The following is a 2,942-nucleotide window of genomic DNA, read 5'->3' on the forward strand; positions in this document are numbered from 1 at the left end:
CTGGCGCTCGCGGCCTCCTACAATCTGCCGCAGAGGCTGGCGGCCCGCCAGGCCACCCGCGAGCGCGATGAAAACCTTCGCCCGCTGGCCCACCACCGCGAACAGGAACTCGCGCGCATGCACCGCAATTTCTACGGCTTCGATCCCAGCTACCACGTCGCGCGCCACCACTTCGTGCACAAGGTGCCGCACGCCTGGACGCCGCGCCACCTGGCCTTGCACCGATGAACGCGCCATTGCCCATCGACGCCCTGCCCACCGTGCTGGTGGTGGACGACGAGGTGCGCTCGCAGGACGCGATGCGCCGCACGCTGGACGAGGACTTCACCGTGTTCACCGCCAGCAGCGCCGACGAGGCGCGCGGCCTGCTGGAGCGCCAGCCGGTGAGTGTGATCCTGTGCGACCAGCGCATGCCGGGCATCACCGGCGTGGCCTTCCTCAAGGAAGTGCGCGAGCGCTGGCCCGAGGCGGTGCGCATCGTGATCTCGGGCTACACCGACAGCGAGGACATCATTGCCGGCATCAACGAGGCCGGCATCTACCAGTACATCCTCAAGCCCTGGGCGCCCGACCACCTGCTGGACTCGGTGCGCAACGCGGTGGAGGCGCAGTCGCTGCAGCGCCAGACCAGCCGGCTCGACCTGGAGCTGCGCACCAGCACCGGCGTGCTGCGCCAGCGCACCGCCACGCAGATCGACCGCGCGCGCGCCAGCTTCGGTTTCGACCGCATCGTGCGCGCGCCGGGCAGCCCGCTGGACGCCGTGTGCGCGATGTCGCAGCGCGTGGCGCGCTACGACATCGCGGTGCTCGTGCTCGGCGAGTCGGGCACCGGCAAGGAATTGCTGGCGCGCGCGGTGCACTACGCCTCGCCGCGCCTGACCGGCCCCTTCGTGGTGGAGAACTGCGCGGCCATTCCCGACACGCTGCTCGAGTCCGAACTGTTCGGCCACAAGCGCGGCGCCTTCACCGGCGCCTACGAAGACCACCCCGGCCTGTTCCAGCGCGCGCACGGCGGCACCGTGTTCCTCGACGAGATCGGCGAGACCTCGCCCGCGTTCCAGGTGAAGCTGCTGCGCGTGCTGCAGGAAGGCGAGGTGCGGCCCGTGGGCGGCGCGCGCCCGATGCCGGTGGACGTGCGCGTGATCGCCGCCACCCACCGCGACCTGGAGCAGCGCGTGCGCGACGGCCTGTTCCGCGAAGACCTGTACTACCGGCTGGCGGGCGTCACGCTCACCGTGCCGCCGCTGCGCGAGCGCGCGGCCGACATCGCGCCCATCGCGCACCAGCTGGTGCAGGACGTGGCAAACGAGCTGGGCCACCCCGGCGCCTCGCTGCCCGACGCCACGCTGGCCTGCCTGCTCGCCTACCCCTGGCCCGGCAACATCCGCGAGCTGCGCAACGAGATCGCGCGCGCGCTCGCGCTGCAGGACGGGCGCGAGCTGGAAGCCGCGTCGTTCTCGGCGCGCGTGCTGCAAGGCCACGGCAAGGGCGGCGAAGACCTGCAGGCCGCCCTGCCCACCAGCGGCACGCTGGCCGAGCGGCTGGACGTGATCGAGGCGATGGTGCTGCGCGAGACCCTGCAGCGCCACCGCTGGAACAAGACCCGCGTGGCGCAGGAACTCGGCCTCTCGCGCGTGGGCCTGCGCGGCAAGATGCAACGCCTGGGACTGGAGAAGTGACATGGCACTGAACGATACGGCGCCGGGCCGCCCCAAGCCGGATCAGCCCCCTCGGGGGGCAGCGACCCGCGCAGCGGTGGAGCGTGGGGGCTTGAACGTTCTTTGGCTTCAGAGCGGTGGGTGCGGCGGCTGCAGCATGTCGCTGCTGTGCGCGGACACGACCGACTTTCAGGGCCACCTGCGCGACGCAGGCATCCACCTGCTCTGGCATCCCTCGCTGTCGATGGAGAGCGGCGACGAACTGCTGGACCTGCTCGACGCGGTGCTCGACGGCCGCACGCGGCTGGACGCGCTGTGCGTAGAAGGTTCGCTGCTGCGCGGCCCGAACGGCACCGGCCGTTTTCACATGCTGGCCGGCACGCAGCTGCCGATGATCGACTGGGTGCGCCGGCTCAGCGCGCGCGCGAAACACGTGGTGGCCGTGGGCAGCTGCGCGGCCTGGGGCGGCATAACCGCCGGTGGCGACAACCCCACCGACGCGTGCGGTCTGCAATACGAAGACGACGAAGCGGGTGGCCTGCTCGGCGCGGCTTTCCGCTCGGCCAGTGGCCTGCCAGTGATCAATGTGGCCGGATGCCCGACGCACCCGAGCTGGGTGATCGACACACTGATGGCGCTGGCCGCCGACAGCTTCGGCGCAGACGACCTCGACCCGCTCAACCGCCCGCGCTTCTACGCCGACCAGCTGGTGCACCACGGCTGCACGCGCAACGAGTACTACGAGTTCAAGGCGAGTGCAGAGAAGCCGTCCGACCTCGGCTGCATGATGGAACACATGGGTTGCAAGGGCACGCAGGTGCACGCCGACTGCAACACGCGGCTGTGGAACGGCGAAGGCTCGTGCACCCGCGGCGGCTATGCCTGCATCGCCTGTACCGAACCGGGCTTCCAGGAACCCGGCCACCCGTTCCACGAAACGCCCAAGCTCGCCGGCATTCCCATCGGCCTGCCCACCGACATGCCCAAGGCCTGGTTCGTGGCGCTGGCGTCGCTCTCCAAGAGCGCCACGCCGAAGCGCGTGAAGCACAACGCGGTGGCCGACCACCTCGTCGTCAAGCCGGCTGTGCGGAAGACGCGCTTGAAATGACACGTCTGCTCGTTGGCCCCTTCAACCGCGTCGAAGGCGATCTGGAAGTCCAGCTCGACGTGCAGGGCGACCGCGTGGCCTCGGCGCAGGTCAACGCCACCATGTACCGCGGCTTCGAGCAGATCCTGCAGGGCAAGGCGCCGCACGATGCGCTGGTGTACGTGCCACGCATCTGT

The 2,942-nt window shown here is 70.3% G+C and carries 2 protein-coding genes and 2 pseudogenes; all 4 read left to right on the forward strand.

The features are described 5' to 3' along the window. A pseudogene (locus tag DBR23_RS03960) lies at window positions 1–228 on the forward strand (hydrogenase maturation protein); the annotation flags it as partial. Continuing rightward, on the forward strand, window positions 225–1,679 hold the full coding sequence (locus DBR23_RS03965) for a sigma-54 dependent transcriptional regulator (protein WP_026436957.1): 1,455 nt from the start codon (window positions 225–227) through the stop codon (window positions 1,677–1,679). The pseudogene DBR23_RS03960 and the gene DBR23_RS03965, both read left to right, overlap by 4 nt. A gap of 1 nt (window position 1,680) precedes the next feature. Then, a complete protein-coding gene (locus DBR23_RS03970; protein WP_182119114.1) occupies window positions 1,681–2,766 on the forward strand; it encodes a HupU protein in 1,086 nt (361 codons plus the stop codon). After that, window positions 2,763–2,942: pseudogene (locus tag DBR23_RS03975) on the forward strand (HupV protein); the annotation flags it as partial. The gene DBR23_RS03970 and the pseudogene DBR23_RS03975, both read left to right, overlap by 4 nt.

This window comes from Acidovorax sp. HMWF018 (genome assembly GCF_003061035.1).
Taxonomy (GTDB): Bacteria; Pseudomonadota; Gammaproteobacteria; order Burkholderiales; family Burkholderiaceae_C; genus Acidovorax; species Acidovorax delafieldii.